Annotated in this window: 25 protein-coding genes; 13 read left to right on the forward strand and 12 right to left on the reverse strand. The window is 67.9% G+C overall.

Features of this window, described 5'->3' with window-relative positions:
- Positions 1-12: 12 nt before the first annotated feature.
- Positions 13-1,197 (forward strand): M20 aminoacylase family protein, encoded by a 1,185-nt coding sequence (locus ABIC51_RS02155; RefSeq protein WP_354006325.1) that lies wholly within the window; start codon positions 13-15, stop codon positions 1,195-1,197.
- Between the two features lie 23 nt (positions 1,198-1,220).
- Here ABIC51_RS02155 and ABIC51_RS02160 read toward each other — a convergent pair whose 3' ends face one another.
- Together ABIC51_RS02160 and ABIC51_RS02165 are read right to left on the reverse strand one after the other, a co-directional pair.
- Positions 1,221-1,343 carry a hypothetical protein gene (locus ABIC51_RS02160; protein ID WP_354006326.1) on the reverse strand — a complete coding sequence of 41 codons (123 nt, stop codon included), beginning with the start codon at positions 1,341-1,343 and terminating at the stop codon, positions 1,221-1,223.
- Positions 1,344-1,403: 60 nt separating this feature from the next.
- Positions 1,404-2,762 (reverse strand): aspartate aminotransferase family protein, encoded by a 1,359-nt coding sequence (locus ABIC51_RS02165; protein WP_226128810.1) that lies wholly within the window; start codon positions 2,760-2,762, stop codon positions 1,404-1,406.
- Positions 2,763-3,174: 412 nt separating this feature from the next.
- On the opposite strand from ABIC51_RS02165, the gene ABIC51_RS02170 reads away from it, so the two are divergent.
- On the forward strand, positions 3,175-3,789 hold the full coding sequence (locus ABIC51_RS02170; RefSeq protein ID WP_158605822.1) for a CS1 type fimbrial major subunit: 615 nt from the start codon (positions 3,175-3,177) through the stop codon (positions 3,787-3,789).
- Between the two features lie 215 nt (positions 3,790-4,004).
- Here the strand turns inward: ABIC51_RS02170 and ABIC51_RS02175 are convergent, their stop codons facing one another.
- From ABIC51_RS02175 to ABIC51_RS02185, 3 genes are all read right to left on the reverse strand, one after another.
- Entirely contained in the window at positions 4,005-4,514 is a 510-nt protein-coding gene (locus ABIC51_RS02175) for a GNAT family N-acetyltransferase (RefSeq protein ID WP_059693168.1), read from the reverse strand.
- A gap of 238 nt (positions 4,515-4,752) precedes the next feature.
- The gene (locus ABIC51_RS02180; RefSeq protein WP_354006359.1) at positions 4,753-5,361 is read right to left on the reverse strand and encodes a helix-turn-helix domain-containing protein; all 609 of its coding nucleotides are present in this window, start codon (positions 5,359-5,361) and stop codon (positions 4,753-4,755) included.
- Between the two features lie 212 nt (positions 5,362-5,573).
- Positions 5,574-6,221 carry an outer membrane lipoprotein gene (locus ABIC51_RS02185; protein WP_027790262.1) on the reverse strand — a complete coding sequence of 216 codons (648 nt, stop codon included), beginning with the start codon at positions 6,219-6,221 and terminating at the stop codon, positions 5,574-5,576.
- A 539-nt stretch (positions 6,222-6,760) separates the two neighbouring features.
- On the opposite strand from ABIC51_RS02185, the gene ABIC51_RS02190 reads away from it, so the two are divergent.
- From ABIC51_RS02190 to ABIC51_RS02200, 3 genes are all read left to right on the forward strand, one after another.
- Positions 6,761-7,963, forward strand: coding sequence for an amidohydrolase family protein (locus ABIC51_RS02190; RefSeq protein WP_354006327.1), 1,203 nt, complete (start codon positions 6,761-6,763; stop codon positions 7,961-7,963).
- 84 nt (positions 7,964-8,047) lie between these two features.
- The gene (locus tag ABIC51_RS02195; RefSeq protein WP_146253799.1) at positions 8,048-9,232 is read left to right on the forward strand and encodes an amidohydrolase family protein; all 1,185 of its coding nucleotides are present in this window, start codon (positions 8,048-8,050) and stop codon (positions 9,230-9,232) included.
- A gap of 67 nt (positions 9,233-9,299) precedes the next feature.
- On the forward strand, positions 9,300-9,773 hold the full coding sequence (locus tag ABIC51_RS02200; RefSeq protein WP_146253798.1) for a nuclear transport factor 2 family protein: 474 nt from the start codon (positions 9,300-9,302) through the stop codon (positions 9,771-9,773).
- Between the two features lie 91 nt (positions 9,774-9,864).
- Here the strand turns inward: ABIC51_RS02200 and ABIC51_RS02205 are convergent, their stop codons facing one another.
- Entirely contained in the window at positions 9,865-10,728 is an 864-nt protein-coding gene (locus tag ABIC51_RS02205; RefSeq protein ID WP_059523154.1) for a LysR family transcriptional regulator, read from the reverse strand.
- Positions 10,729-10,913: 185 nt separating this feature from the next.
- Between ABIC51_RS02205 and ABIC51_RS02210 the strand changes: the two genes are divergently transcribed.
- The 3 genes from ABIC51_RS02210 to ABIC51_RS02220 all read left to right on the forward strand — a co-directional run bounded on the left by ABIC51_RS02210 (position 10,914) and on the right by ABIC51_RS02220 (position 13,583).
- Positions 10,914-11,573, forward strand: coding sequence for an ankyrin repeat domain-containing protein (locus tag ABIC51_RS02210; protein ID WP_354006328.1), 660 nt, complete (start codon positions 10,914-10,916; stop codon positions 11,571-11,573).
- Between the two features lie 318 nt (positions 11,574-11,891).
- Entirely contained in the window at positions 11,892-12,695 is an 804-nt protein-coding gene (locus tag ABIC51_RS02215; protein ID WP_027790268.1) for an ABC transporter substrate-binding protein, read from the forward strand.
- A gap of 39 nt (positions 12,696-12,734) precedes the next feature.
- Positions 12,735-13,583, forward strand: a complete 849-nt coding sequence (locus ABIC51_RS02220; protein ID WP_060372935.1) for a phytanoyl-CoA dioxygenase family protein — start codon at positions 12,735-12,737, stop codon at positions 13,581-13,583.
- Positions 13,584-13,673: 90 nt separating this feature from the next.
- Here ABIC51_RS02220 and hutC read toward each other — a convergent pair whose 3' ends face one another.
- A complete protein-coding gene (gene hutC / locus ABIC51_RS02225) occupies positions 13,674-14,411 on the reverse strand; it encodes a histidine utilization transcriptional repressor HutC (RefSeq protein WP_027790270.1) in 738 nt (245 codons plus the stop codon).
- A 30-nt stretch (positions 14,412-14,441) separates the two neighbouring features.
- Positions 14,442-14,984: a helix-turn-helix domain-containing protein gene (locus tag ABIC51_RS02230; protein ID WP_021158662.1), complete on the reverse strand. Its 543-nt coding sequence runs from the start codon at positions 14,982-14,984 to the stop codon at positions 14,442-14,444.
- 133 nt (positions 14,985-15,117) lie between these two features.
- Here ABIC51_RS02230 and ABIC51_RS02235 point away from each other — a divergent pair, with 133 nt between their 5' ends.
- From ABIC51_RS02235 to ABIC51_RS02245, 3 genes are read left to right on the forward strand one after another with little or no spacing between them, the layout of a single operon-like run.
- Complete coding sequence (locus ABIC51_RS02235) at positions 15,118-15,900, forward strand: aldolase (RefSeq protein ID WP_354006329.1); 783 nt, start codon at positions 15,118-15,120, stop codon at positions 15,898-15,900.
- 50 nt (positions 15,901-15,950) lie between these two features.
- The gene (locus tag ABIC51_RS02240; protein ID WP_354006330.1) at positions 15,951-16,847 is read left to right on the forward strand and encodes a dihydrodipicolinate synthase family protein; all 897 of its coding nucleotides are present in this window, start codon (positions 15,951-15,953) and stop codon (positions 16,845-16,847) included.
- A complete protein-coding gene (locus ABIC51_RS02245) occupies positions 16,844-17,551 on the forward strand; it encodes an MOSC domain-containing protein (protein WP_354006331.1) in 708 nt (235 codons plus the stop codon). Before ABIC51_RS02240 ends, ABIC51_RS02245 begins: the two co-directional genes overlap by 4 nt.
- Before the next feature lie 13 nt (positions 17,552-17,564).
- Here the strand turns inward: ABIC51_RS02245 and ABIC51_RS02250 are convergent, their stop codons facing one another.
- Positions 17,565-18,329, reverse strand: a complete 765-nt coding sequence (locus ABIC51_RS02250; protein WP_027790274.1) for an SDR family oxidoreductase — start codon at positions 18,327-18,329, stop codon at positions 17,565-17,567.
- A 417-nt stretch (positions 18,330-18,746) separates the two neighbouring features.
- Here ABIC51_RS02250 and ABIC51_RS02255 point away from each other — a divergent pair, with 417 nt between their 5' ends.
- The gene (locus ABIC51_RS02255) at positions 18,747-19,454 is read left to right on the forward strand and encodes a YceH family protein (RefSeq protein ID WP_027790275.1); all 708 of its coding nucleotides are present in this window, start codon (positions 18,747-18,749) and stop codon (positions 19,452-19,454) included.
- Positions 19,455-19,544: 90 nt separating this feature from the next.
- On the opposite strand, the gene ABIC51_RS02260 is transcribed toward ABIC51_RS02255, so the two are convergent.
- Genes ABIC51_RS02260 through ABIC51_RS02270 form a run of 3 tightly spaced genes read right to left on the reverse strand, consistent with a single transcriptional unit; the run spans position 19,545 to position 21,815 of the window.
- On the reverse strand, positions 19,545-20,810 hold the full coding sequence (locus ABIC51_RS02260) for a hypothetical protein (RefSeq protein WP_354006360.1): 1,266 nt from the start codon (positions 20,808-20,810) through the stop codon (positions 19,545-19,547).
- On the reverse strand, positions 20,810-21,292 hold the full coding sequence (locus tag ABIC51_RS02265) for a hypothetical protein (protein WP_226128796.1): 483 nt from the start codon (positions 21,290-21,292) through the stop codon (positions 20,810-20,812). Before ABIC51_RS02265 ends, ABIC51_RS02260 begins: the two co-directional genes overlap by 1 nt.
- On the reverse strand, positions 21,261-21,815 hold the full coding sequence (locus ABIC51_RS02270; RefSeq protein WP_354006332.1) for a hypothetical protein: 555 nt from the start codon (positions 21,813-21,815) through the stop codon (positions 21,261-21,263). The genes ABIC51_RS02265 and ABIC51_RS02270 overlap by 32 nt, the downstream gene beginning before the upstream one ends.
- Positions 21,816-22,220: 405 nt before the next feature.
- Between ABIC51_RS02270 and ABIC51_RS02275 the strand changes: the two genes are divergently transcribed.
- Positions 22,221-23,537 (forward strand): lipase family protein, encoded by a 1,317-nt coding sequence (locus ABIC51_RS02275; protein WP_027790279.1) that lies wholly within the window; start codon positions 22,221-22,223, stop codon positions 23,535-23,537.
- Positions 23,538-23,610: the final 73 nt, after the last annotated feature.

A 23,610-nucleotide genomic window follows, 5' to 3' on the forward strand; every position in this document is an offset into this window, starting at 1 on the left:
GAGGCAAACGCAATGGACGCAATCGACACAATCGACGAAAGCACGCTGCAGGGGCAACTGAAGACCTGGCGCCGCCACCTGCACCAGCATCCGGAGACGGGTTTCGAAGAGGTGAACACGTCGGACTACGTCGCGCGCATCCTGACGACACTCGGGCTCGACGTGCATCGCGGGATCGGCGGCACGGGGCTCGTCGCGAACCTGACGGCCGGTACCGGCAAGCGCGCGATCGGCATCCGCGCGGACATGGACGCGCTGAACATCGCCGAGCACGCGCCGGGCCGCGAACATGCGTCGCGCACGCCGGGCAAGATGCACGCGTGCGGGCACGACGGCCACATGTCGATGGTGCTCGGTGCGGCACGACTGCTGGCCGAGCGCAAGGATTTCGACGGGACCGTGCGTTTCATTTTCCAGCCGGCCGAGGAGCATGGCCGCGGCGCGAAGGCGATGATGGCCGACGGGCTGTTCGAGCGCTTCCCGGTCGACGCGATCTTCGGCGCGCACAACATGCCGGGCATGCGCGCGGGCACCTTCTCGACGCGCGCGGGCGGCATCATGGCGAGCGAGGACAACTTCGTGATCCGGATCGACGGGCGCGGCACGCATGCGGCGCGGCCGCACATGGGCATCGATCCGATCGTGATCGGCGCGCAGGTCGTGCTCGCGCTGCAGACGATCGTGTCGCGCAATCTCGATCCGGGTCAGCAGGCGGTGATCTCGTGCACGGAATTCATCACCGACGGGCTGCGCAACGTGCTGCCGTCGACGGTGACGATCAAGGGCGACACGCGCAGCTATTCGCGCGACGTGCAGGCGCTGCTGGAAACGCGGATGCGCGAGATCAGCGAAGGGATCTGCCGCACGCACGGCGCGGCGTGCACGTTCGAGTACACGCACGAGTTCGCGCCGACGGTGAATTCGCCGGAGTGGGTCGACACGGCGGTGCGGGCCGCGGCGCAGGTCACGGGCGCGGAGGCGGTGAATGCCGACGTGCAGCCGATGATGATCTCCGAGGATTTCGGCGCGTTCCTGCAGGCGGTGCCCGGCAATTTCGTGTTCATCGGCAACGGTGAAGCGGGTGGCCTCGGCGGCGTGCCGCTGCATAACGCGACGTACGACTTCAACGACGCGATCCTGCCGGTGGGCGCGCGGTATTTCGCGGAAGTGGCGCGGCGGGCGTTGCAGGCGGCGTAACGTGTCGTCGCGCGATTGACGTATCAGGGGAAGCGGCTCGCTTGATGGCGGGCCGCTTTGCCGTTCGGCGACACGAGCGACACGAGCGACACGAGCGACACGAGCGACACGAGCGACACGAGCGGCTCCGCAACGCGGCAGCGCATCGCGAGCACACCGACAGCGCCGTGCCCGCACGATGCGCATCCGCCGCGAACGTCACCGCGTCACACCAGTTCCCCCAGGCACGCATCGAACTGCGCGACCAGCCGATCGACGTCCTCGGCGGTAGTCTGCGGACACACGAGCATCATGTTGTGGAACGGCGTGATCAGCACGCCGCGATTCAGCAGGTACAGGTGCACGATGTGCTCGAGTTCGCTGTCGAGTTGCGCGCCCGCGATCGTGCCGTTGCGCGGCGGCACGGGTGCGAACTGGAACTCGGTGCGCGCGCCGATACGCGTCACGCACCACGGCAGCCCGTGTTTCGCGATCGCCTGTTCGAGCCCCGTCGCCAGCCGCGCGGCGAGTTCGAACATGTGCGCATATGCTGCGTCGGTCGCGACTTCGGCGAGCGTCGCACGCATCGCATGCATCGCGAGCATGTTCGCGGTGAGCGTCGTGCCGATGCCCGAATGGCCGGGCGGCGCGTTCAGCTTCGCCTGCTTCGCGCGTTCCGCGAATTCGGCGCTGAACCCGTACACCGCGCACGGCACGCCGCCCGCGATCGGCTTGCCGACCACCAGCATGTCCGCGTCGAGATCGTGCGCGACCGCGTAGCCGCCCGGGCCGCTGCTGATCGTGTGCGTCTCGTCGATCACGAGCAGCGTGCCGTAGCGGCGCGTCAGCTCGCGCGCGGCCGCCCAGAAGCCCGGGTCAGGCAGCACCATCCCGATGTTCGTCATCGCGGGCTCGGCCAGCACGCATGCCACGTCGCCATCCTTCAGCGCGGCTTCGAGCGCGCCCAGGTCGTTGAATTCGACGACGCGCGTGTTCGCGAGCAGGTCGTAGGATTGCCCGAGCAGGCTGTCGCGCTGCACCGGGCGGCCGTCGACGAGATCGACGAATACGTCGTCGACCGTGCCGTGATAGCAGCCGTTGAACACGACGATCGTGTTGCGGCCGGTGGCCGCGCGCGCCCAGCGCAGCACGAAGCGGTTCGCGTCGCTGGCGCTCAGCGCAAATTGCCAGACCGGCAGCTTGAAGCGGCGCGCGAGTTCGCGCGACACCCATGCGGCGTCTTCGCTCGGCAGCATCGTCGTATAACCGCGCGTGGCCTGTTCGACGAGCGCGCGCGCGACCGGTTCGGGCGCGTGGCCGAACATCGCGCCCGTATCGCCGAGGCAGAAATCGACATAGCGATGGCCGTCGACGTCGGTGAACGTCGCGCCGCGCGCCTCCTTCACATACAGCGAGAACGGCGTCGACCAGTCCTGCATCCAGTGCAACGGCACGCCGAACAGCAAGTGCTCGGACGCTTCCGCGGACAGGGCGCGGGAGACCGGCATGGCTTCGGTGAACGCTTGGCGCTCGCGCTCGAACAGCGCGCGGGCGCGGATGAGGTCGACTCCGTGGCGGGAAGGCAAAGGCAGCTCCTGGGCTGTGAAGAAGGAGAAACGATAGCGCGGCCGGCAGGGGGCTGAACAGAGGCGGAATTACCGAGGCGGGTTGGGGGCGGGCGGAAATTGGTGCGATCGACTCCCGTGTCCTATTTGATTCCGAGATGGCATTGGTGAATGGAATCCTGAAAGAACCGTGCAGGTTTCCATGGATTTTTAGTGGACGTTCCGTGACCTATCGTTATTGCATGCCGTGACGAGAGGAGCGCGTCGGAGCCTGCCGGTAAAGGCTGGCGATCGTATCCTGGCGGCGTACGAGACGGCATCCGCCGACTCGGCGCGTTCGCGTATGCGGCTGGGTATATCGAATTCCACGGGGATATTGCCGGCTAATTTTGGGATAAATGAATCCCGGATTTTCCTGCGATGACGGAATCAGGTGCCCGAACGACAACCATCCGGAAAACGGAGCACTCCAATGAAGATCGGAACACATCTCACCGCACTCGTCGCATGCGGCGTATTGGCCGGCATTGCCCACGCCGGCCCGACGTCGCCGCAAGCCGTCGTCAAGCGGATCACGTTGACCGCGCACATTGGTGACAGCCTGTTCGTTTCGAGGCCGGACAACGCCGCATACGACGTGGTCGAACTGACCGCGACGGATCGCGACCAGCGGGCCCTCGGCGCAACGCTGCCGATCCGCGTACGGACGACGAATCCAGACATCAACGTCACATTGCTGCAGCCGCTAAGGCTGTCGAATGGCCGCGACGACCTGACCAACGCGAAGGTCGTGCTGGCGGGCAGCGCGGCCGACGCCGAAATTACTGTCGACGCCGCTCGCGTGCTCACGCTGGGAAAGCGTGGGCACGACGGCTTCGACGGTTATGACGAAACCCGTCAGGTGAAGGTCAGCGCGCAAGCGCGGGCTGCCGGCGACGCGGCGCCAGCCAATGGACGTTACCGTGGCGACATGGTGCTGATCTTCGAGCCGGCCGCCTCCGCAGGGCGCGAGCCGGCGACGGGAACGATCGCGGCGACGGGTGAGTGAGCAATCGACCCGGTGGGCATCGCTTGGCGCGCGTTTTTCAATAAAAGTTTTTGCGCATAAATATTCACAACATCTCGTCGGGGAGGCGCCGCCAGTAGTCGGCGCCGACGAACGAGGCGATTGCCGGGCAGGCATGCCGGCATGCGCATGGGCGAGAGGGGGCGAGCGTTTGCGTCCGGGCGCGGCCGGCAAACGCGATCGCCAGACCGGACGCGTCAAGCCAGCGTCTTGATCATGTGGTGTTCGTCGTAGAACCGCCCGTCGACGAACAGCGAGCGCGGTTCCGTGCCGAACCGGACGAACCCTTGCGAGGCGTACAACCGCTCCGCGTTGGCGTTGACCTCGTTCACGCACAGCATCAGTTGCTTGCAGCCCCACGCCTGCGCCGCATGCGCGGTCGCGCTTTCGAGCAGCGTCTGCGCGATGCCCTGCCCGCGATAGGCGGGATCGACGAACACGCCCCAGATCGTCGCCTTGTGCGCGATCTTCGCGCGCGCATCGCGGCGCACGCCGGTGATGCCGACGAGCGTATCGCCGTCGAATGCGCCGAACACGGCACGTTCGTGGGTCGGCGTGATGCGTATCGCGAATTCGTCGACCGGCACCTGCGATTCTTCGTCGGGCGTCGGCAGGAAAGAAGTGGGCGCGGTGTCGACCGCACGCAGGCGAACGGTCTGGAAACGGGCGGCGTCGGCCGCGTCGAGCAGGCGAGTCGTGATCGTCATCGAGGGGATTCCGGTTGAGGGTCGTGCATGCCGGCGCGGGCCGATATGGCCGATATGGCCGCTATGACCGATACGACCGCTATGACCGATACGACCGATACGACCGATACGACCGATACGACCGATACGACCGATACGACCGATACGACCGCGGGATGCATCGTACTGATCCTAACGGGAATCCGGATCGCGCGCGTCGGCGTTCGGCGCATCGCTCGCCGTGGCCGCGCCGTTGCGTTCAGATCGCGTCGCGCGGCCGCCGCGCGTCGCCGTCGACGCAGCACGCGAGCACCTCGGCATCGGTGTCGCCGAGGCTCAGGTACACGTGCCCGACAGCGCTGTCGAAGTACAGGCTGTCGCCGGCGCCGAGCCGGTACGCGTGGCCGTTCTCGAAGCGCAGCTCCAGTTCGCCGCTCAGCACGAACACGAACTCCTCGCTGCTGTGCCGGATGTAGTCGGCGAAGTCCGACAGCTTGCGCGCATGGATCCGCCCGCGCACGGGCACCATCCGCTTGCCGGTCAGGTCGTTCGCGAGCATCCCGTACGCATAGTTCGGCGTGTCGTAGACCATCTGCTGGCCGGCCGGCGTGAACGACGGCGTCATCGCGCCGGCGGGCGCGGGCCGGCCGAACATCGTGTCGAAGTCAAGCGCGAGCGCATGCGTGAGCACCGCGAACTTGTCGTAGGTGAGCGCAATGTCGCCGCGCTCGGCCTTCGAAATCGTCGACACCGCGATACCGGAACGCTCGGACAGTTGCGCGAGCGTCAGGCCGCGTGACTTGCGCGCGTCGCGCAGCCGCGCGGTCGACGCGCGTCGGGCTCGGCATCGAGCGGGTGTGACGGCCAGGCGCGGGAGCGCGGGCGTTGATGCGGGTGAGCGATCGCGCGACGGGGGCGTTGAGGGCGACGGTGTCGCGGCAATGTCGGCGGCGCATCATGTGCGCCGCACCGGCACGAAGGATGAGGATGGGGTGAAGCAGGTACGCCGTCGCGCCGAACCGGCCCCGACGTCAAACGCGCGAAGATGCGCCCGATCAGGTCAGGCGCACCGCGTCCGAATCAATACCGCGCCAGCTGGTTGCCGTTGATCTGCACGCGATCGCCCGGCCGGAGGTTGCCCGGCGACTGCACGTCGAACGAGCGCATCGTGCCGTCGCTGACCTGCACGTCGATCCGGTAGCTGCTCGGGCCTTGCGCGGCGCCCATCTGCTGGCCGATCTGGTTGCCGGCCACCGCGCCGCCGAGCGCACCGATCACGGTCGCCGCATCGCGGCCGTGGCCGCGGCCGAACTGGTTGCCCACCAGGCCGCCGACCAGCGCACCGACGACGGTGCCGGCCACGCCCGACGGGCCGACCGAACCGTTGACCGGCTGGATGTTCGAGACCGTGCCGTACTGCGTGCCGTAGCCGTTGCCGTATTGCTGCTGATTGCCGTACTGGTCATACGGCTGCGACCCGTATTGCTGCTGGTTGCCGTACTGATCGTACGGTTGCGGCGCCTGGTTCGGATACGGCTGTTGCTGCTGCACGTAGCCCGGTTGCGAATACGCGGGCTGCGCGTAGCCGGGCGTCGCGTATTGCTGTTGCTGCGGATACCCCGGCTGCGCGCCGTAGTAACCCGGCGCGACGCAGGCGGTCAGCGGAAGCGCCGCGACGGCGACGAGCGAGGCGAACAGAACGGTCTTCGTGGAAGGCATGCGCATCATGATGATTCCTGCATCGGCAACGGGTTCGCCGACGAATTCCAGGACGGGTGGCGAACTCGGCGTGAGTATAAGGAATGGCAGGTGGCGCGTCCGGTGCGGCCGGGTAACAACGTGTAAAGTCTGTTGCCGCGTAAATCGCCGCCCGGGCAGGGCAATCGCGCAATGCCCGGCGAGGGCGGCGGCGCCCATTCGGCAACTGCGATGACGCGGATCGACAGCGGTCCGGCGGCTTATCCTGCGAGGCAGTCGGCCTCTCGATGCCGGCGCGCGAAACTTCGGCTTCGGCGACGTCACCCGACGGGCCATCGGCATGCGGGCCGTCGCCGACGAGATCGGACCCCGTAGCCGCACGTGGCTGGCACGGCGTTTGCGCCGCACATCGCGAAATCGAATGCGCGGCATCGCGACATTTAATTGGCCTCGGCCGGCGCCGTCCGATATCGTGGCCGGACTCCCTGCCAACGGTTGCGCCGTGTCGGCTGCGGTTCCTTCCCCTGTCCGCGCCGGTGACGTGCCGCGACCGCCCCACATTCCGAGCCATGACCGATCGTATCTTCATCAACGCCGTCGACGCCGGCGGCCAGCCCATCAACCTCGTCGTCCGTGACGGCCGCTTTACCGCGATCGGCGCCGATCGTGCGGCCGCGCCCGGCGCGGAAACGATCGACCTCGACGGCCGCGTCGTGCTGCCCGGTTTCGTCGATGGCCATATTCACCTCGACAAGAGCTTCGTCGGCGATCGCTGGGTGCCGCACGAAACGGTCGGCACGCTGCGCGAGCGGCTCGCGGTCGAGAAGCGCCAGCTCGCGGCCGCGCCGCCGATCGTCGAGCGCGCGAATGCGCTGATCGCGCAGGCCGCCGCGTTCGGCACGGTCGCGATGCGCAGCCACGTCGACGTCGATGCGACGACGGGCCTGTCGAACCTGCAGGCCGTGATGGCCGCGCGCGAGCAATGGCGCGGCATCGTCGATATCGAACTCGTCGCGTTCCCGCAGGCCGGCGTCGTCACGTGCCCCGGCACCGCGGAGATCCTCGACACAGCGGTGCGCGAAGGCGCGGACGTGGTCGGCGGGATCGACCCGACGACACTCGACGGCGACGCGGACGGCCAGCTCGACATCGTGTTCGGCATCGCCGAGAAGCGCGGCGCGAAGATCGACATCCACCTGCACGAGCCGGGCGAGACGGGCATCGCGCAACTGCTGCGGATCGCGGCGCGCACGCGCGCGGCGGGGCTCGGCGGGCGCGTGAACGTGAGCCATGCATACGCGCTCGGCCAGGTGAGCGACGACGACGTGCGGCGCACCGCGGCGGCACTGGCCGAAGCCGGCGTGTCGATCCTGACGAATGCGCCGGGCGACTGCGCGTTTCCGCCGGTACAGCCGCTGCGCGACGCGGGCGTGCGCGTGTTCGCGGGCAACGACAACATCCGCGACGCATGGTGGCCGTACGGCAACGGCGACATGCTGCAGCGCGCGATGATGGTCGGCTATCGGTCGGGCTTCTACACCGACGAGGCGCTCGGCATCGCGCTGGACATGGCGACGCATGCCGGCGCGCGCGTGATCGGCAAGGAGAACTATGGAATCGCAGTCGGCTGCGACGCGACGTTCGTCGCGGTGCGCGCGCCGAATGCGGCGGCGGCCGTCGCGGGCGTGCCGGCCGAGCGCTGGGTATTCCGCCGCGGCGAAAGCGACACGGGCGCGCCGTTCGCCCCTGCGCTGCTGCGCTTCACGCGCTGACCGACCCGGCCGGCGGCACGGCACGCGCCGTGCTCCGTTGCACGGACTGTACCGACCGCACTGACTGACCACACCGGAACCGACATGACGAACCTGCTGATCCGCAACGTCCGCCCGAGCGCCGACGCCGCGCTCGACATCCTGATCGAAGGCGATCGCATCGCGCGCATCGGCCCGTCGCTCGACGCACCCGCCGGCTGCGCGATCGAGGACGGCGCGGGGGCGCTCGCGCTGCCCGGCCTCGTCGAAGGCCATACGCACCTCGACAAGACGCACTGGGGGATGCCGTGGTATCGCAACCAGGTCGGCCCGCGCCTCGTCGACCGGATCGAGAACGAGCGCCACTATCGCGCGACGAGCGGCCACGACGCCGGCGTCGCGTCGCTCGCGCTGGCGCGCGCATTCCTCGCGGCCGGCACGACGCGTATCCGCACGCACGTCGACATCGATACCGAAGCCGGGCTGCGGCATCTGCACGGCGTGCTCGCGACGCGCGAGACGCTGCGCGGGCAGGTTGAAATCCAGATCGTCGCGTTTCCTCAATCGGGCGTGCTCAAGCGGCCGGGCACCGACGCACTGCTGTCCGACGCGCTCGCCGCCGGCGCCGATCTGCTCGGCGGGCTCGACCCGTGCGCGATCGAAGGCGATCCGGTCGAGGCGGTGGACGTGCTGTTCGCGATCGCCGAACGCCATGGCCGCGGGCTCGACCTCCACCTGCACGAGCGCGGCTCGATGGGCGCGTATTCGCTCGACCTGATCCTGCAGCGCACGGCGGCGCGCGGCATGCAGGGCAAGGTGACGATCAGCCACGGGTTCTGTCTGGGCGATATCGCCGAACGCGAGCGCGATGCGCTGCTTGCCCGGATGGCGGAACTCGGCGTCGGGCTCGTCACGACCGCGCCGGCGGCGGTGCCCGTGCCGCCGGTGGCCGCGTGCCGTGCGGCGGGCGTGACGGTCATCGGCGGCAACGACGGCGTGCGCGATACGTGGACGCCGTACGGGTCGCCCGACATGCTCGAACGCGCGATGCTGATCGGCATGCGCAACGATTTCCGCCGCGACGATGCGCTCGAGGTCGCGCTCGACTGCGTGACGCACGGCGCGGCGCGCGGTTGCGGCTTTGACGGTTACGGGCTGCAGCCGGGCAGCCGCGCGGACGTCGTGCTGGTCGACGCGCTGACGTTCGCCGAGGCCGTCGTCGCACGGCCGGTGCGGCGGCTCGTCGTGTCGTCGGGGAAGATCGTGGCGCGTAACGGCGTGCTGGTCTGAGCAAAACCCGGGTGAAGCATCGCCCCGGTATGATCCGGTTTTCAGCCGGATTTCCCGGGAGAAGGCGATGCGACGCACGATCGCGGCACGGGCCGCACGATGGATGGCGGCGGCCCTGTTCGCCGTGAGCGCCGCGCATGCGGTGGCGGCCGGGCCGACGGACGCGCAGCAGGAAGCGAACCGGCGCACGGTGCTCGCGTTCTATGAAAAAGGCCTGAACGAGAAGGATGCCGACGCCGCACTCGCGTATGTCGGCGATCGTTACGTGCAGCACAACCCGAACGCGGCCGACGGCCGCGACGGCTTCCGCCAATTCGTCGCGTTCCTGCGCGACAAGTATCCGCGGTCGCACAGCGAGATCAAGCGCTCGTTCGTCGACGGCGACTACGTGATCCTGCACGTGCACGCGGTGCGCGAACCCGGCACGCGCGGCAGCGCGATCATGGACATCTTCCGGCTCGAGAACGGCAAGATCGTCGAGCACTGGGACGTCAATCAACCCGTGCCCGAGCAGGCCGCGAACGGGAACACGATGTTCTGACGGGGATCGGGCGCGCGATCGCGTCGCATCGGCCGTGCCGGCGGCGTCGCGGCGTTCGTTCGCTTGCTTGCCGCATCCGGCGTTTTCTTTCCTACTGCTCCTCGTGCTCCAGCATGGCCGCGAGCGCCTTCGTCAGTTCGCTGACCATCGGGTCGGCCGTCGGCCGATGCAGGATCGCGATGTCCATGTGTTCGATCGGCGCGAAACCCTGCTTCGCGGTCAGCACGACGTGCTCGTCCGTCACCACGCGCGCGGGCAGCACGCTGATGCCGAGCCCGTCGGCGACGGCGGCCTGGATGCCGCTCAGGCTCGACGTCGTGAAGCTGATCCGCCAGCGGCGGCCGCGCTCCTCGATCGCCTTGATCATGTCGTCGCGATAGAGCCCGCGCGGCGGAAACACGACGATCGGCACCGGGTCGAGATCGATCGACGGATGCGCGGCGCTGTCGATCCAGCGCAGCTTCTCGGGCCAGCGCACGACGGCCTCGCGGCTGTCGCGGCGTTGCTTGATCAGTACGAGGTCGAGTTCGCCGCGGTCGTATGCGGCGCTGATGTCGCGGCTCAACCCGCACATCACCTCGAGCTTCACCTGCGGATGCTCGCGCTTGAACGCGGCGAGCGCATGCGTCGTGCGGCCCGCCGCGAAATCGTCGGGCACGCCGAGCCGGATCGTCAGCGCGACCGTCGCACCCGACAGCGCTTCCAGCATCTCGTCGTTCAACGCGAGCATGCGCCGCGCATAACTGAGCACCGTCACGCCCGCGTCGGTCGGCCGCACGTCGCGCGTGCCGCGGTCGAGCAGGCGATGCCCGGCGATTTCCTCGAGCCGGCGCACCTTCTGGCTGACCGTCGACTGCGTCGAGTGCAGGCGCGCGGACGCCGTCGTGAAGCTGCCGCAGTCGGCGACCATCACGAGCGCGCGCAGCAGGTCGATGTCGAACAGGGGTCTATTCATTTCTGCACTTCTGTGGATTCGAACATTTCGTTTTCAAATGCATGCGACGACTTTTAACATGGCCGGATGCCGTGGGCAATCGCGGTTTCGCCGGACCCGGCGCGGCGTCGGGTGGCGTCGCGGGGGCGCCTGACGGAACACATCGACCGGGCATCGGCGTGCGCCGCACGCAAGGAGGACACCGGATGTTTTTCAAACGGATCGCGATCATCGGCTCGTTTGCGTTGACCACGCTCACGTCGGCCGTGGCCGCCGCCGACGGCGGCGCGCTCGAGGGCCGGTTGCGCAGCGCGGCCGACCGTGGCGACGCGGGCGAAGTGCGCACGTTGCTCGAACGCGGCGCGCCGATCGATTCGCGCGACGGGCAGGGCCGCACGGCGCTGTTGCTCGCGACGCACGGCAATCACGTCGAGGCGGCGCGCGTGCTGATCGACGCGGGTGCGGACGTCAACGCGAAGGATGCGATCCAGGACAGCCCGTATTTGTACGCCGGTGCGCGCGGCCATCTCGACATCCTGCGGATGACGCTCGCGCACGGCGCCGACCTGAGCGGCACGAACCGGTATCGCGGCACCGCGCTGATTCCGGCAGCGGCGCGCGGCCATGTGGAGACGGTGCACACGCTGATCGACGCGGGCGTGAACGTCGACCACGTGAACCGGCTCGGCTGGACCGCACTGCTGGAGGCGATCATGCTCGGCGACGGCAGCGCGCGTTATGTGCGGATCGTGCAACTGCTCGTCGACGGGCACGCGAACGTCGATCTCGCGGATTCGAACGGCGAGACGCCGCTGCGGCATGCGCGGCGGCGCGGGTATGCGGCGATCGAGCGGGTGCCTGTATAGACATCGTTATTTCACGGAAATCCGGAAAAACGCGCCCTGTGGCGGGCGCGCGTCTCGTAGGGTAAACACCCGAAAATCTCGTAAATCCACGCTATGCGCGTGTGTTCAGGGCGTCATTTCCGGCCTCTCACAGTCTCCCGACCTTAATCCGCGCATTCTGCCTTCCCCCCGCTTGCGCTCGAAATTTGAGCGGTCTAGACTGCATCGCAGTTCCATCGAAGTCCCAGTCTTTCGCGCACCGCGCCGGGCGTTCCGGCGCAACGCCACCCACCGGACGCCGGCGCTTGCGCGCCGCGTCGAGACCATCAAGGACACGCCATGAACCGCACTGCAAGGCTTCTCGTTACCGCGCTGGCATTCGCGCCGCTCGTGTCGTTCGCGCAGGACACGTCGACGATCCGCTGGGGCATCGATCCCACGTATCCGCCGTTCGAGGCGAAGCAGCCCGACGGCTCGCTCGCCGGCTTCGACATCGACCTGCGCAATGCGATCTGCGAGCAACTGCGTGCAAAGTGCGTCTGGGTCGAGCAGGGCTTCGACGGGATGATTCCGGCGCTGCGCGCACGCAAGTTCGACGTGATCATGTCCGCGATGACGGCCACCGACGAGCGGCTCAAGCAGATCGACTTCTCGAACAAGCTGTATGCGTCGCCGGGCGCGCTCGTCGCGCCGGTCGGCTCGAAGCTGCTGCCGACCGCCGCGTCGCTCGCGGGCAAGCGCGTCGGGATCGACCAGGGCACGACGCAGGAGGCGTACGCGAAGGCCGAATGGGCGACCAGGGGCGTGACGATCGTCTCGTACCAGAACCAGGACCAGGTGTACCAGGATCTCGTCAACGGCCGCCTCGACGCGACCTTCCAGGACAAGACGCAGGCCGGCTACTCGTTCCTGAAGACGCCGCGCGGCAAGGGCTATGCGTTCGCGGGCCCCGACGTGACCGACGTGCGGATCACCGGCTACGGCGTCGCGATGGGCGTGCGCAAGGGCGACGACGCGATGAAGAAGCGGCTGAACGACGCGATCGTCGCGATCCGCGCGAACGGTACGTACCAGAAGATCGCCGCGAAATATTTCGACTTCGACATCTACGGTGCGAAGCAGCAGCTGACTTCGGCACCGTGATTCGGTGATTCCGTGATTCATTCAATCGACAGGCACACCATGACGAGTATCGAGGATCGCGTCGCGCAAGCCGTGACGCCCGAACTGATTGCCGCGTTCCGCGAGGAAGGCGCGGTCTGCATCAAGGGCATCTTCTCGCCCGATGAAGTCGCCGCGCTGCGCGCCGGCATCGACGCGAATCTCGCGCAGCCGAGCCCGCGCGCGAAAGTCGCGAGCCGGCCCGACGATCCGGGCTGGTTCTTCGAGGATTTCTGCAACTGGCAGCACAACGACGCGTATCGCGACTTCATCGTGCGCTCGCCGGCGCCGTCGGTGGCTGCCGCGCTGATGGGCACGGAGAACGTGCGGCTTCATCACGACCACCTGCTCGTGAAGGAGCCCGGCACGCGGCAGCGCACGCCGTGGCATCAGGACCAGCCGTACTACAACATCGAGGGCGACGACAACGTCAGCATGTGGATTCCGGTCGATCCGGTGCCGCTCGAATCGACGCTGGAGTTCGTCGCGGGCTCGCATCGCGGGCCGTGGCTGATGCCGCGCACGTTCATGGACAAGGAAGCGAAGTGGTTTCCGGAAGGCAGCCTCGCGGACCTGCCCGACATCGAAGGCGACCGTGCGGCCTTCCCGATCCGCCATTGGGCGCTCGAGCCCGGCGACATGGTGTGCTTCCGGATGCTCACGCTGCACGCGTCGGGCGGTACGCAGAACCGTCGGCGCGCGTTCTCGATCCGCTTCGTCGGCGACGATATCCGTCACGCGCCGCGCCGCTGGAAGACGTCGCCCGATTTTCCCGGGCTCGCGGAGCAACTGCCCGACGGCGCGCCGCTCGACCATCCGCTGTTTCCGGTCGTGTGGTCGCGTGGTGCGGGGCAGGCCGGCGTGCTCTGACGCCGGCGGGCGCGCGTGAAGGACGCGGCGGCCGTTTCTCGACGAAACGGCCGCCGCGCGCATTTGTGCGTGCCGGTGTGTGACGAAGGATCAGGTCGGGTGGCGCCCGGCGCCCGGCTTGAAGCGCGAGCCGAGCCGGTAGCGGTTGCCCGGATGCAGGAAGTGCACGAACGTGACGGGCAGCCCGTTCGTCCAGGTGCGGCGCGTGAGCGTGAGGCACGGCTCGTCGGCGCGCATGTCGAGCAGCCGCGCCTGTTCGCCGGTCGGCAGCGACGCATCGACCACGTGCTCGATTTCCAGTTCGTAGTGCGACACGTTGTTGTACAGATACTCGGACGGCGGCTCGACCTGGAAATCCTGGTCGATGAAACCGGGCGCGGCGGCCGGGTTCACGTAGCGATCCTCGAGCTGGATCGGGCGGCCGTTTTCCTCGTGCACGCACACCACGTGAAAAACCGGCGTATTGACTGGCAGGCCGAACGCGGCCGCGACGTCGAACGACGCGGGCTCGCTCGACTGGCTCAGCACGCGGCAGCGGTATTCGTGCCCGCGTGCGCGGATTTCGTCGCGGATGTGCGCGATCATCAGCAGGTTCGACTGCGGCTTCGCCTCGGCGACGAACGTGCCGACGCCCGCGATGCGCTTCAGCACGCCTTCCTCGGTCAGCTCGCGCAACGCGCGGTTGACCGTCATGCGTGCAACGCCGAACTGCGCGGCGAGATCGAGCTCGGACGGAATGCGGTCGCCGGGGCGCCAGTCGCCCGAGTCGACGTTCTGGCGAACGAGCGTCTTGATCTGCTGGAACGGTGCGGTGGCCTTCGTGACCATCGGGGATCCTTGCGCGAAGAGGTGGCGAGGCTAGTCGTCGTGACTGACGATGACCAGGATCTCCGCCTGCGCGGCGCCGAGGCTGCGCGTGCGGTGCGGGATGAGTGCGTTGAAATAGACTGAATCGCCGGTCTTGAGTTGCACCGTCTCGTTCGGGAATTCGATTTCGACGCGCCCCTTGTGCACGAACAGGAATTCCTCGCCTTCGTGCTCGCGGAACGTCGATGCGACGAACTCGTGCGGCGGATGCACGACGAACGGCAGCATCTTCTTCGGTGCGACGCCGGCCGCGATGCTCTCGAAGCGGTGTGCGTGGCTGTCGGCCGCCGCGCCCATCGCCGTGCGCTCGCCGGCGCGCGTGACCGTGATCAGCTCGCGGTTGCGGCTTTCCGAGAACAACTGTTCGACATCGACATTCAGTGCCTTCGACAGCTTCAGCGCGACCGCGATCGACGGCACGCTCAGGCCGCGCTCGACTTTCGACAGGTAGCTCTTGGTGAGGCCCGTCTCGTCGGCCAGCACGTCGAGCGTCCAGCCCTTCTGTTTTCTGAGCAGCTTCAGGCGAATCGTCATGGGGCGCCAGGTGTCCTTCGAAAAACGGATTGTAACGCATGACACAACGTGTCCTGTGGTGTATCGTGTGTCACGTATTCCCGGGAAAGCGGCGCGAACGGCGTGACCGACCCGGTCCATTCAGGAGGTGAACATGGCGGAAACGCTGAATCTGACGAAGGAGGCGCTGGTCGCACTGGCGGAGCGGCGTCTCGACAACGAGGTGGGCGACAGCGGCTGGGCCGCGCGGCAGAAGCTCGCGCTCACGTGCCGGATCCTGTTCGACGCCGGCCACGATTCCGGCCTGGCCGGGCAGATCACCTGCCGCGCGGGCGACGCCGGCACGTACTACACGCAGCGGCTCGGGCTCGGTTTCGACGAGATCTCGGCCGCGAACCTGCTGCGCGTGAACGAGGATCTCGACGTCGTCGACGGCGAAGGCATCCCGAATCCGGCCAACCGGTTCCATACATGGATCTATCGCGAGCGCCCGGACGTGAACTGCATCATCCATACGCATCCGGCGCATGTCGCGGCGCTGTCGATGCTCGAGCAGCCGCTCGTCGTGTCGCACATGGATACCTGCCCGCTGTACGACGATTGCGCGTTCCTGAAGGACTGGCCCGGCGTGCCGGTCGGCAACGAGGAGGGCGAGATCATCTCGAAGGCGCTCGGCAGCAAGCGCGCGATCCTGCTGTCGCATCACGGCCAGCTCGTGGTCGGCAAGACGATCGAGGAAGCGTGCATCCTCGCGCTGCTGATCGAGCGGGCCGCGAAGCTGCAACTGCTCGCGATGGCGGCCGGCGAGATCAGGCCGGTGCCGCCGGCGCTGGCGCGCGAAGCGCACGACTGGATTTCGAAGCCGAAGCGCGATGCGGTGACTTTCGACTACTACGCGCGCAGGGCATTGCGCACACATCCGGACTGCGTCGCGTGAGCGGGCGATTCGCCGCTGCCGTGTCCGACCATCACTGAGGATTACCTATCGTGTCCATCCTGCTGAAAGGCATCATTGCCTACCCGGTTACACCGTTCTCCGCCGACGGCGGCGTCGACCTCACGGCGCTCGACGCGCTGATCGAGCGCCTGATTGCCGACGGCGTCCACGCGATCGCGCCGCTGGGCAGTACCGGCGAGAGCGCATACCTGTCCGACGCGGAATGGGAGGCGGTCGCCACCGCGTCGATCCGCGCGGTGCGCCGGCGCGTGCCGACCGTCGTCGGCATTTCCGATCTCACCACGGCGGGCGCGGTGCGCCGCGCGCGCTTCGCCGAGCAGGCCGGCGCCGATGCGGTGATGGTGCTGCCGGTGTCGTACTGGAAGCTCGGTCACGATGAGATCGTCGCGCACTATCGCGCGATCGGCGCCGCCATCGGCATCCCGATCATGCTGTACAACAACCCCGCGACGAGCGGCGTCGACATGTCGCCCGACCTGATCGCGACGATCTGCCGGACCGTCGACAACGTGACGATGGTGAAGGAGAGCACGGGCGACATCGGGCGGATGCACCGTCTCGCGCAACTGAGCGACGGCGCGATTCCGTTCTACAACGGCAGCAACCCGATGGCGCTCGCCGCCCTCGCGGCCGGCGCGGCCGGATGGTGCACGGCCGCGCCGAACCTGAATGCGGTGTTGCCGCTGGCGCTGTTCGACGCGATGCGCGCGGGCGACCTGGCGCGCGCACGGGCGGTCTTTCAGGCGCAGCTGCCGCTGCTGCAGTTCATCGTCAACGGCGGCTTGCCGGTGACCGTGAAGGCCGGGCTGCGCCTGTGCGGCTTCGATGCCGGCGAACCGAGGAAGCCGCTGATGCCGCTCGGCGACGCGCGCACGCGCGAACTCGAACGCCTGCTCGCGGCATTGCCTGACGGTGTGACGACATGAGCGACGTGGCATGGCCGGCGATCTCGGCCTCTATCGGCGCGGTGCGGATCGGCACGAGCCGGCCGCTGGCCGGCACGCCGCACGCCAGCGCGATCGACAAGCAGCCGGTCGGATCGCGCTTGTGGCTGGGCGCGCTCGGCTTTGCCGGCGACGAGCAGGCCGATGCGCGGCATCACGGCGGCCCCGACAAGGCGGTGCACCACTATGCGCACGATCACTACGCATGGTGGGCCGCGCAGATCGGCGCACGCGACGTGCTCGCGCAACCGGGTGCGTTCGGCGAGAACCTGTCGACGCACGGCGTGACCGAGCACGACGTGTGTCTCGGCGACGAGTTCACGCTCGGCGGCGCCGTGCTTCAGGTGTCGCAGTCGCGGCAGCCGTGCTGGAAGCTCAACGCGCGCTTCGATCATCCGCGGATGGCCGCGCTCGTGCAGCAAAGCGGCCGGACCGGCTGGTATTACCGCGTGCTGCAGGCGGGCTGGGTGGCGCCGGGCGACGTGCTGGCGCTGCAGCGGCGCGCCTATCCGCAATGGACGTTGTCGACGGTGCTCGACGTGCTGTACCGGCGCACGCTCGACATGGCCGCGCTCGAGGCGCTGTGCGAGGTCCCGATACTGCCGGCCGGCTGGCGCAGGATGCTCGACAAGCGCCGGGCGGAGCGGCAGGTCGAGGACTGGACGAAGCGGCTCGAAGGACGTTGACGTCCGGCGTGGCTCAGTGGCTCGGCAGTTCCCGCACGTCGGCGGTCGGTACCGAGCCGAACGCATCGCTCAGCGCATAGCCGATCAACTGCCGCGCGGCCGCCTCGGGCGTCGCGAGCGCGCCGCTCGACTTCAACTGGTCGAATTTCTCGCGCATCGGGAAGTTGTCTTCGCTGGTCGAGCGGATCGTTGCCTGCATGCCCGTGTCGACGACGCCCGGCGCGACGCTGCAGACCCGCAACGCGCGGTTCGCGTCGAGCGCGACCGCGCGCGCATGGTGATCGAGCGCGGCCTTGGTCGCGCAGTAGACGCTCCAGCCCGCGTATGCGTTGCGCGCCGCGCCGCTCGACACGTGCAGGATCCGGCATTCGGTCGTGGCCGATGCCGCTTGCGCGAGCGCGGCCGACAGCATCAGCGGCGCCGCGACGTTCACGCCGACCGCGCGTGCGACGATCGCCGGATCCTGCGCGGCGAGCGGGCCGATCGGATCGACGATGCCCGCGTTGTTGAACAGCAGCACGATCGACGCGCCGTCGACGAAGCGGCGCAGCGTGTCGCCGGCCAGCCAGGTCGCGACGGCCGGCGTGTCCGACAGGTCGAGTTCGATTTCGGAGAATCGGTCGCCGGCTTGCGACGCGAGCGTCGGATGACGGCTGCGCGACACGCCCAGCACGGCGATGCCTTCCAGCAGCAGCTGTTCGGCGAGCGACGCGCCGAGGCCGCGTGTGTGTCCGGTGACGATGGCGCGCACGTGAGGTGCGGAAGAGGATGCGGTCATGGCGGTGAGCGGGTCGAAGGGGTGAATGGATGAGCGGATGAGCGGATGAGCGGCGTCGACGGGCGACGCGCATGCGTGGCGGCATGGCGTGCGGGACGGGCGATGCGTGGTGATGCGTGCGAGAGCGCTCGCGCCGCGCCGCGGACGTCGGGGTGACGCATATCGTAGCGCCGGCATGCGTGTCGCGCAAACGCCGCCGCGTGCGAGGCGGCGGAATCGCCGGCACGGCGCGCATCCGTCGCCGCGCGGCACCGGCCGGCAGGCAGGCCGGACGAAAGCCGGCTGCGGCAAGTGCGCGCGGCGGCTGGCGAGTGGCGCCGGGCCGAGCGACGCGAGCTATCATATGGCTCGCCCGTGCGCGATGCCGGACGGGCCGCGACTGTTTCCCTTCACCTGCTGCACGCTGCGACGCCACTCATGACCACCACGCCGGATACGCCCACGCCACGCGCCCTTCGCGAACTCACGCCCCTCGAGGCCCGCATTCTCGGTGTGCTCGTCGAGAAACAGCACACGGTGCCGGACACCTATCCGCTGTCGCTGAATGCGCTGACCGCGGGCTGCAACCAGAAAACCGCGCGCTCGCCGGTGATGAACGTCAGCGAGGACGAAGTCACGACCGCGCTCGACGGGCTGAAGCACCTGAGCCTCGTGATGGAAGGCAGCAGCAGCCGCGTGCCGCGTTTCGAGCACAACGTGAACCGCGTGCTCGGCATCCCGAGCCAGGCGATCGCGCTGCTGACGATTCTGCTGCTGCGTGGCCCGCAGACGGCCGCAGAGTTGCGCCTGAACAGCGCGCGCCTGCACGGTTTCGCGGATATCTCGTCGGTCGAGGCGTTCCTCGACGAACTCGCGGCGCGCGCGCAGCCGCTCGTCGTCCGGTTGCCGCGTGCGCCGGGCGCGCGCGAGAACCGCTGGATGCACCTGATGTGCGGCGAAGTGAACGTGGCCGACTTCGCGGGTGCGGATGCCGGCGGGGCGGATTCCGTGCCGCCTTCGGAATTCGAAGCGCTGAAGGCCGAACAGAAGCGCCTCGCGGATGAAGTGGCGCGGCTGAATGCGCTGGTTCTGCGGATGGCCGGCGAGCTGGGCATCGACGTCGACGCGCAAGGCGACGCGTCCTGACGTAAATGACGGCGGTGCATGCGCGTCGCCCGGCCCCGTCGCCACGCGGTGGGGCCGGGGTGCGACGCGGATAACGCCCGCGCCGCCGCGTTACTTCAGCTTGACGCCCGGTACGAGATAACGCGCGCCGCCCGGCCTCAGGATCGGCGCGAGCGCCGCGAACGGCGCATCGAGCTGCGGCCCGAGACAGGCGCCCATCGCGTGCCCGATCCCGGATACGACGAACGAGAGCTTGCCGGGTGCGTCGAGTTCGAACGCCAGATACTCGGGGAACACATCCGCGCACGACAGCGAGACGTCTTTGCCGTCTGTCACTTGCAGACCGTGTGTTGCCTTGTCGCGCAACTGCGTAATGAAACTCACCAGCGCGGGGCTCGTTGCCGGGGCGCCGTCCTTGCCTGCTTTAGCCGCGTCGATCACGCGATTCCAGTCGAGGTACGTACCGCGCAGCAGGTCGAACGTGACCGGATCGTAGTGATTGTTCGGATGAGCGCCGCCGCAGTACGTACTGCCCGATTCCACGATGCCGAGTGCCGCAGGTGACAGCCACGTGACCGTCACCTGTTCGTCGTCGTAGCCGCCGAGCGAACCGGCGGACGGCCCGTCGTCGGAATAGCGGGTCGACGCACATTCGAGCGCGGCGAGATTCATCTGCCAGTGCTGCTGTTCGAGCAGGCGGTTGACCCGTGCCATGACCGCTGGATCGGGATGGCGGCTCAGACGCGGATACATGAGCTTCGTGCGCGGGTCGCGCCACATTCGGTACGCGACGGTGCCGTCTCCGATCTCGGGGCCGGCCGGCTGCGCGTGCCCGGCAAGCTTCAGCGCGGCATAAGGCGCCTGCCGCATGTCGATGGCCACGCCGCTTGCGATACCGCTGCCGACGCCGCCGGCGATGCTGTTGGTGACGGCTTCGACCGACCCGGGCGCAACCGCATCGGGATCGTATTCAGCGACGCGCCGCAGCGTGAAGCTGCGCGTCTTGCTGGAGCGCGCATCGGTCCAGCGGCCGCGATAGCCGGCCTTGTCCCGCGTGCCTTGCCAGGTGGCCGCGGCATGATCGAAATCGGCTTGCTCGCGGAATCCCGACGCGTCGCGCGCATCGTCGGGCAACTGCGTTCGCACGAGCGGTTCGACCAGCTGCGCGGGCGTGCCGTGCAGCGGAATATCGACGCCGTGCTGCGCATAGAAGTAGCGGCCGGAGATCGAGCCGTCCGCAGCCGGGCGATCGTCGAGTTCCATCACGACGGTGCCGGCGCCTTGCAGCGTGCCCTCGTAGACCGTGCGCGGCGCGGCATGCGCGAAGCCTGCGTGCAGCGCGACCAGCACCCACGCGATCCGGATCAGCGGGCGCATCACCAGCGGCACCCGGTCTGTTCGGACGCGTCGACATCCAGCGCGCGGCCGAACGCGGTCTGCTTGCCGGTGCGTGCGTTGGTGTAGGTCATCGAATAGACCATCGCGCCCTGGGTCATCATTTCGTAGCGCCCGTTGACCTTGCCGCCGACCATTTCGACCCAGGTCGTCGTGTACTGATGCGGACGGCTTTCGTCGAGCACTTCATCCTCCTCATGTTCGATCACCAGCGGCAGGGCCGTTTTCGATTGCGCGTACCGGACCATGCCGCCCGACCATTTGACCGCATCGTCATAGTAGGTGCGCATCTCGAAGCGCACGGGTTTGTCGCCGTCCGACCTGAAGCAGAACACGTCGGTGGATACCTTGGCGAGTGCCGGAAGCGACACGCAAAGCAGCACGGTTGCGAAGATTTTTTTCATGATGGCGTAAGGGAAACGGAGCGGCCAGTCAACCGATGCTGATCCGCGAAGCGCCCGCATCGACGAGCCGGAACAGCAGATCCTCCACGGCCGTTTCGGGCGCGGAGCCGAGATCCGCATGGACGCGCCACCCCTGTTCCGCGCGAACCGGCTCCGACAGGTAGTGAACGATCCCGTGCAGGCCGTCTTCGGCCGGCGTGTTCTCGTCGTCGGCATCGAACCACGCGAAGAACCATGCCTTGAACGCGTCAGCCGCCGCGCTTTCGTCGAGACCGTCGGCCTCGATCGCGGCCCAGTCCCACACGAACGGGCGGATCGACACGGCCGCCGTGTCGAGATCGAACGCGAGCGGCTCGAAATCCAGCTGCGTGGCGGAATCGACCATCGCCGGCTGGCCGGCCGATTCGCCTTCGGTCGCGATGATGTCGGCCCGGCACGGCAGCGCGAGCGGCCCTTCGGTGGCGAGCGTGCCGTCGGCACGCCGGTAGGCCGGTTCGGCGATCACGGCCGGTTGTGCGGCCGCTTTCGCGAGCAGGTCGGCATACGGTTGGCGAATGGCGCGGAGCAGTTCGGAGACGGTCATCGTGGCGTGTCGGCTGGGCAGGAAACGATCGGTCACAGGCAGGCGGTGCGCCGTGCGGCCGGCATCGCACGACGCGGCCGCTTCGGTACCCGACAGCCGTGATCGTACGGTACTTCCGCGAAACGCGGACAGTCGGCCGAATGGCCGGCGCGCTCCGCATCGTGCGGCGGCGGGTTTAGACGTTTACCTTCAAACAATGGAAAACGCCCGTCGAGCGCGTTCTCGATGTGCTTCAATGAATCCGGTTTGCACTCCTACTAAAACTACGAACTCGGAACAGGCCGGATCATTCTTTCACAGGAGACAGTCGATGGCACGGAAACGGTTCTGACGCGGCGCACACGATGGTCTGCAACACCGCCGAACTTCCTTCGATGAAAGCAGGTTATCCCAGGGGCCCAAACCATGTCCTCCAGACGTTTCATGCTGGCCGCGGCAGCCGTATCCGCCGCGCTGGCGGTCGCCGCATCGCCGGCCAGCGCCGGCGCACCGGCCGTGTCCGATCCGTTCTATACCTACACCGGCACCACGCCGCTGGCATCGATTCCACCGGGCACGGTGCTCAAGACGCGCAACGTCACCTATCACGTGGCCGGCATCCCGACCGCGCTGACCGCGCAGCAGTTGCTGTATCGCACCAATAACGCGCTGAACCAGCCGGTCGTGAACGTGACGTCGGTGATCCGGAGCCAGGTCAGCAACGGCCGGGCCATCTCCTACCAGTCGGCTTACGATTCGCTGAACCCGTACGACGAGCCGTCGCAGGTGATCGCCGGCGATCGCGACGTCACGAAGATCATCAACGTCGGCACGCTGCTCTACAGCGCGGAATCGATTCCGCTGTCGACGCTGCTGCTGCTCGGCTACAACGTCATCGTGCCCGATACGGAAGGCCAGACGGCCGACTTCGCCGCCGGCCCCGAATACGGGATGACGACGCTCGATTCGATCCGCGCGGCGCTCAATACGCCGTCGACCGGCCTGAGTCCGTCGAGCAAGGTCGCGATGATCGGCTATTCCGGCGGCGCGATCGCGACGAACTGGGCCGCGCAGCTCGCGCCGAGCTATGCGCCCGAGATCAACCGGCAGCTCGTCGGCGCGGCGGAAGGCGGTGTGCTGGTCGACCCCGCGCACAACCTGCGCTATGTCGACGGCAGCATCGTGTGGGGCGGCGTGGCCGCGGCCGCGCTGGCCGGGCTGTCGCGCGGCTACGGCTTCGACCTGACGCCCTATCTCAGCGATACCGGCGTCGCCGTGTTCAACGACATCCAGAGCCAGTCGCTCGCGTACATCCTGCCGAAATACACGGGGCTGCATTGGGGCACGCTGTTCAAGCCGCAATACGCGAACGACATCAACAGCATTCCCGCGTACGTGACGTATGCCAACAAGGTGAATGCCGGGCTGGCCGCATCGCCGACGATCCCGATGTTCATCGGCCAGGGCACCGCGGGCGCGCTGGACGGCACCTTCAGCAGCCAGGTGGGCGACGGCGTGATGCTCGCGTACGACGTGCGCGCCCTCGCGCAGAAGTTCTGCGCCAGCGGCACGCCGGTCATATACAACGAGTATCCGCTCGAGCATGCGGGCGCGATCGTGCCGTGGGTGGCCGGCATGCTGCCGTGGCTCTACGACCGTTTCAACGGGAAAGCCGCGCCGAGCAATTGCTGGCTGACGTCGCTGCTGCCGAGCAATTCGCTGGCGCCCGAAACGCTGCATTAGTCGCACCGCACTGCACCGCGCGACGCGGCGCATGGCCGGGCGACCCTTCACGGGTCGCCTTTTTTCATTCCGG

Origin of the sequence: Burkholderia sp. 572, from assembly GCF_040545135.1 — a bacterium.
In the GTDB taxonomy this organism is placed as follows: domain Bacteria; phylum Pseudomonadota; class Gammaproteobacteria; order Burkholderiales; family Burkholderiaceae; genus Burkholderia; species Burkholderia cepacia.

Excerpts from the sequence above, each read along its gene's own strand:
- ABIC51_RS02265 (WP_226128796.1), bottom strand. The coding sequence starts at position 21,292 with ATGCGGGCGCTTCGCGGATCAGCATCGGTTGACTGGCCGCTCCGTTTC.
- ABIC51_RS02220 (WP_060372935.1), top strand. The coding sequence starts at position 12,735 with ATGACGAGTATCGAGGATCGCGTCGCGCAAGCCGTGACGCCCGAACTG.
- ABIC51_RS02255 (WP_027790275.1), top strand. The coding sequence starts at position 18,747 with ATGACCACCACGCCGGATACGCCCACGCCACGCGCCCTTCGCGAACTC.
- ABIC51_RS02270 (WP_354006332.1), bottom strand. The coding sequence starts at position 21,815 with ATGACCGTCTCCGAACTGCTCCGCGCCATTCGCCAACCGTATGCCGAC.
- ABIC51_RS02260 (WP_354006360.1), bottom strand. The coding sequence starts at position 20,810 with ATGCGCCCGCTGATCCGGATCGCGTGGGTGCTGGTCGCGCTGCACGCA.
- ABIC51_RS02200 (WP_146253798.1), top strand. The coding sequence starts at position 9,300 with ATGCGACGCACGATCGCGGCACGGGCCGCACGATGGATGGCGGCGGCC.
- ABIC51_RS02190 (WP_354006327.1), top strand. The coding sequence starts at position 6,761 with ATGACCGATCGTATCTTCATCAACGCCGTCGACGCCGGCGGCCAGCCC.
- ABIC51_RS02210 (WP_354006328.1), top strand. The coding sequence starts at position 10,914 with ATGTTTTTCAAACGGATCGCGATCATCGGCTCGTTTGCGTTGACCACG.
- ABIC51_RS02245 (WP_354006331.1), top strand. The coding sequence starts at position 16,844 with ATGAGCGACGTGGCATGGCCGGCGATCTCGGCCTCTATCGGCGCGGTG.
- ABIC51_RS02195 (WP_146253799.1), top strand. The coding sequence starts at position 8,048 with ATGACGAACCTGCTGATCCGCAACGTCCGCCCGAGCGCCGACGCCGCG.
- ABIC51_RS02230 (WP_021158662.1), bottom strand. The coding sequence starts at position 14,984 with ATGACGATTCGCCTGAAGCTGCTCAGAAAACAGAAGGGCTGGACGCTC.
- ABIC51_RS02235 (WP_354006329.1), top strand. The coding sequence starts at position 15,118 with ATGGCGGAAACGCTGAATCTGACGAAGGAGGCGCTGGTCGCACTGGCG.
- ABIC51_RS02185 (WP_027790262.1), bottom strand. The coding sequence starts at position 6,221 with ATGATGCGCATGCCTTCCACGAAGACCGTTCTGTTCGCCTCGCTCGTC.
- ABIC51_RS02275 (WP_027790279.1), top strand. The coding sequence starts at position 22,221 with ATGTCCTCCAGACGTTTCATGCTGGCCGCGGCAGCCGTATCCGCCGCG.
- ABIC51_RS02155 (WP_354006325.1), top strand. The coding sequence starts at position 13 with ATGGACGCAATCGACACAATCGACGAAAGCACGCTGCAGGGGCAACTG.
- ABIC51_RS02250 (WP_027790274.1), bottom strand. The coding sequence starts at position 18,329 with ATGACCGCATCCTCTTCCGCACCTCACGTGCGCGCCATCGTCACCGGA.
- ABIC51_RS02175 (WP_059693168.1), bottom strand. The coding sequence starts at position 4,514 with ATGACGATCACGACTCGCCTGCTCGACGCGGCCGACGCCGCCCGTTTC.
- ABIC51_RS02160 (WP_354006326.1), bottom strand. The coding sequence starts at position 1,343 with ATGCGCTGCCGCGTTGCGGAGCCGCTCGTGTCGCTCGTGTCGCTCGTG.
- hutC (WP_027790270.1), bottom strand. The coding sequence starts at position 14,411 with ATGGTCACGAAGGCCACCGCACCGTTCCAGCAGATCAAGACGCTCGTT.
- ABIC51_RS02215 (WP_027790268.1), top strand. The coding sequence starts at position 11,892 with ATGAACCGCACTGCAAGGCTTCTCGTTACCGCGCTGGCATTCGCGCCG.
- ABIC51_RS02205 (WP_059523154.1), bottom strand. The coding sequence starts at position 10,728 with ATGAATAGACCCCTGTTCGACATCGACCTGCTGCGCGCGCTCGTGATG.